The sequence below is a fragment of the Kaistella sp. genome, from assembly GCF_032060305.1.
Taxonomy (GTDB): domain Bacteria; phylum Bacteroidota; class Bacteroidia; order Flavobacteriales; family Weeksellaceae; genus Kaistella; species Kaistella yananensis.
The window spans coordinates 40,741-44,580 of the sequence record NZ_DAMBHK010000004.1; the positions used below are offsets into that span (position 1 = coordinate 40,741).

General features: G+C 36.7%; 4 protein-coding genes. 2 read left to right on the forward strand and 2 right to left on the reverse strand.

The window, feature by feature from the left end; translation table 11 throughout:
• Nucleotides 1-841: sialate O-acetylesterase (locus V5N63_RS01170; RefSeq protein ID WP_332032259.1), on the forward strand; the 841-nt coding region annotated here is incomplete at its 5' end.
• A gap of 36 nt (nucleotides 842-877) precedes the next feature.
• Nucleotides 878-2,317 carry a glycoside hydrolase family 30 protein gene (locus V5N63_RS01175; RefSeq protein ID WP_332032261.1) on the forward strand — a complete coding sequence of 480 codons (1,440 nt, stop codon included), beginning with the start codon at nucleotides 878-880 and terminating at the stop codon, nucleotides 2,315-2,317.
• A gap of 75 nt (nucleotides 2,318-2,392) precedes the next feature.
• Here V5N63_RS01175 and V5N63_RS01180 read toward each other — a convergent pair whose 3' ends face one another.
• Entirely contained in the window at nucleotides 2,393-2,905 is a 513-nt protein-coding gene (locus V5N63_RS01180) for a hypothetical protein (RefSeq protein ID WP_332028908.1), read from the reverse strand.
• A gap of 66 nt (nucleotides 2,906-2,971) precedes the next feature.
• Nucleotides 2,972-3,430: a hypothetical protein gene (locus V5N63_RS01185; protein WP_332032264.1), complete on the reverse strand. Its 459-nt coding sequence runs from the start codon at nucleotides 3,428-3,430 to the stop codon at nucleotides 2,972-2,974.
• Nucleotides 3,431-3,840: the final 410 nt, after the last annotated feature.

Sequence of the window (3,840 nt, forward strand, 5' to 3'; positions counted from 1 at the left end):
TTGGGGCGAACCCGAGAAATTAAAACTCGTCACTTCAAAATCCTCAATTTCACTCACCGGAAACTGGAAAATTACAGTCGAAAAAATCTTCAATAAAATCAACGAAAATGAATTTCCGTCCTTGGCTTACAATGCCATGATTGCACCAATAGTTCCGTTCAAAATCAAAGGATTTCTTTGGTATCAGGGGGAATCGAATACCGACAGAGCTGTGGAATACAACAAAAGTTTTCCTTTACTTATTAAAAATTGGAGAGAAAAATTCGGAGATGATCTTCCGTTCTATTTTGTGCAGCTTGCAACTTTTGAAACGCCTGGTAACAGTAACGAAGGAAGCGCCTGGGCCGAACTGCGCGAAGCCCAGACCAATACTCTAAAATTACAAAATACGGGCATGGTTGTAACTACAGACATCGGAAATCCAAAGGATATTCACCCCGGAAATAAAAAATCAGTAGGCGAAAGACTGGCAAATCTTGCCTTAAATAATGGCCAGGTAAGTCCGGTTTTTAAAGATTTCAAAGTTCAGAAAAATAAAATTTCGGTCGGTTTTAAACCGTCTGTAAACCTTAAAACATCAGATAATTCTGCAGAAGTTAAAGGTTTCGAAATTGCAGGAAACGATAGAATTTTTTATCCGGCTACAGCAAAAATTTTTAAAAATAGAGTAGTGGTAATTAGTGATAAGGTAAAAAATCCAGTAGCAGTAAGGTTTGGCTGGAAGGGTGATGCTTCTGAAAACAATCTTGTTACAGAAAATAATCTTCCGGTTTCACCTTTCAGAACTGATAATTTTCCTTTGTCGACAGAAAAAGTAAGATATCGGGTTAATCTTGATTAACCGAAAAACATTTAGTAAGTATAAAAAATAATGAAAATGAGAAAAACGTTGATTTCATGTTTCCTGTTGGGAACTTTCGTGAATGCCTTCAGCCAGAATTACTGGAAAAACAATACCAAAAAAACGGCAAAACTCATTGTTACCAATGCAGCAACGAAAGAAAAACTGCAGGATAAAGGTTATGTAAAATTCGAAAAATTTGCTCAGCCAAAAGAAACCGATGCGTGTATTTTTGTAGATCCCGATTTCAAATATCAGAAATTAATCGGCATCGGTGGCGCCATTACAGATGCTTCTGCAGAAACACTGTACAAAATGCCAAAAGCAAAACAGAAAGAAATTCTGGAAGCGTATTATGGTAAAAATGGTTTGGGATACACCGTGGTACGAACCAACATGAATTCGTGCGACTTTTCTAGTGCATCTTACGATTATGTGAAAGAAGGCGACGTTTCGTTAAAATCTTTTTCTGTGGCACGAGACGAAAAGTATAAAATCCCGATGATTAAAGAGGCTCAGAAACTTATTGGTAACCAGTTTACCTTTTATTTTTCACCCTGGAGTCCGCCAGCCTGGATGAAATCAAACAACAGCATGCTGAAAGGCGGCCGTCTGAAAGATGAATATTACCAGCCTTGGGCAGAATATTACATCAAGTTCATTAAAGAATATGAAAAACGCGGAATGCCGGTTTGGGGATTAAGCATCCAAAACGAACCAATGGCGACCCAAACCTGGGAAAGCTGCATTTACACTGCTGAAGAAGAAGGAGATTTTCTAAGAAAAAATCTTGGACCGACTTTATGGAAGAATGGCTATAGGGACAAAAAGGTAATTATATGGGATCACAACCGCGATTTGATCTATCAGCGCGCAACCACCACTTTGCAGGATCCGGAAACTGCAAAATATGCGCACGGAATCGGGTATCACTGGTACGAAACCTGGAACAACAAAACCCAGCTTTTTGATAATTTGGAAGAAACCCAGAAGGCGTTTCCTAATATGTTTCTCGCATTTACCGAAGGCTGTAAAGAACAGTTTAAAATGGATCAGATTTATGATGTTTCGCTGGGTGAACTTTACGGCCGCAATATGCTTAATGATTTCAACAAAGGAACTGCACTTTGGACAGACTGGAATGTCCTTCTCGACGAGACCGGCGGCCCAAACCATGTGGGGAACTTCTGTTTTGCACCCATAATTGCCGATACAAGAACCGGCGAAGTGCATTATACCTACGAATATTATTATATCGGTCATGTTTCGAAATATATTAAGCCGGGATCGCAGAGAATTGGTAATTCATCGAACAGAGCAGCCTTAATTTCGACCGCTTTCATGAACGAGAACGGTGAACTGGTAACCGTTATCATGAATGAGTCTGATCAGGACATCGAAACTTATTTATGGATTGAAGGGCAGGCTGCTAAATTATCAGCGCCAGCACATTCAATTCAGACTGTTGTACTATAATCAGTTTTATTTTTTCAAAGAAAAGAGCAACCATTTCTGGTCGCTCTTTTTTGTTTTTCTTAAAATTAAAAGGACTTATTTTGATTTAAAATTTTTCTCAAAGTCTGTACAGTCAACAGATTTCAGCGTATGTCCCTCATATTTTAGCTGAGCGGGATTTGCATAGAAATCTCTGTTCCCTTCGGTTTTATGCTCACCAATTCCTTCAATTAAATTTCCGTCTTTTCTAAGGAAATAAATTTCACGGTCGGAAGTGGTACCTTCTGCCTCAAATGTATAACTTAATTTAAGTGTATCACCGTTTTGGGTTCCCATCACATCACCGATAGAGCTGTCTTTTTCGAAATTTTTATAACGCATTTTTCCCGTTATCGTACCGAGATTGTCATCTAAAGAGACAAAAAGCGTGTCTTTTCCAGCTACTTCCATATAACAGGTCTGTAGGGTAGAAGATTCAAGAGGTTCGTTGCTTTCAGGAACAACAACAGTAGAATCTGCCGTAGCTTCAGTATTAACTGTTTCATTAGATTTTTTCTCACAACTTACTGCTGAAAGAACGATAAATGCTGATAAAAAGAAGTTTTTCATAAAGTTTATTTTTTTGTGGGGAAATAAATTTAAAATTGAGCCTTATGTATATTATGTTAAGTCGGATCAGAAATTACATTCAGTTTTGCTAAAAACAAAACTCTTGTTAAAATCGATTTTTGTAGGATCTGAAAAAACTGTAGTGGAATCATTAATTTTTTCAACTTCACCAATGCCTTCATAGAGTTTACCGGATTTGTTCAGAAGATAAATTTCGTTGAAACTGATATTTCCGCCGGTTACAGTTCTGGACAATAACTTCAGTGTATCTCCGGATTTGGTTCCTGTGAAAGTTCCTGATGACGAATTGCTGGCCTGCGGATTATTGTACAGTAAACTTCCCGTTATATTTCCGGCAGAATAAATTACAGAAAGTTTTACGGAATCCTGACCGTGTACAGCTTCATAACACGTTTCTAAATTTTCTGATGCCTGAGAATCGGCTGCAAGATTTTTTTTGTCAGAATTTTGATTACAGCTGAATAAAGAAAAACCAATTGCAGGTATTAAAAGAAAGTATTTCATACTGATTATATTTACGGTTACAGAATTGATCAAATATACGGTTACAGAAAAGTAACAATAACGGTCAAAAACTCAGTAAAGATAGTGATAATTTATTTTTTTATTAAAAATGAAAAGATTATAAAAATATCCTATAATTTATATTATGTTAAATTGGATTATTTTCAGATAAAGGAGTTTTATGTTTTTCTATTAAAATATATGTTTCTATTCACTCTCATAATAATGCGGTAAACTAAACCACAGAGATTAAAAAAAGTCCTCCGCATTACGGAAGACTTTTCATTATTATTTTTTCAGACATTTTTCAAGGAACTGATCCTGCTCCCATAAAACATGCAGAATACTTTCTTTAGCTGCATACCCATGAGATTCTTTTGGCAAAAGTACCATTCTTACCGGTGCACCAA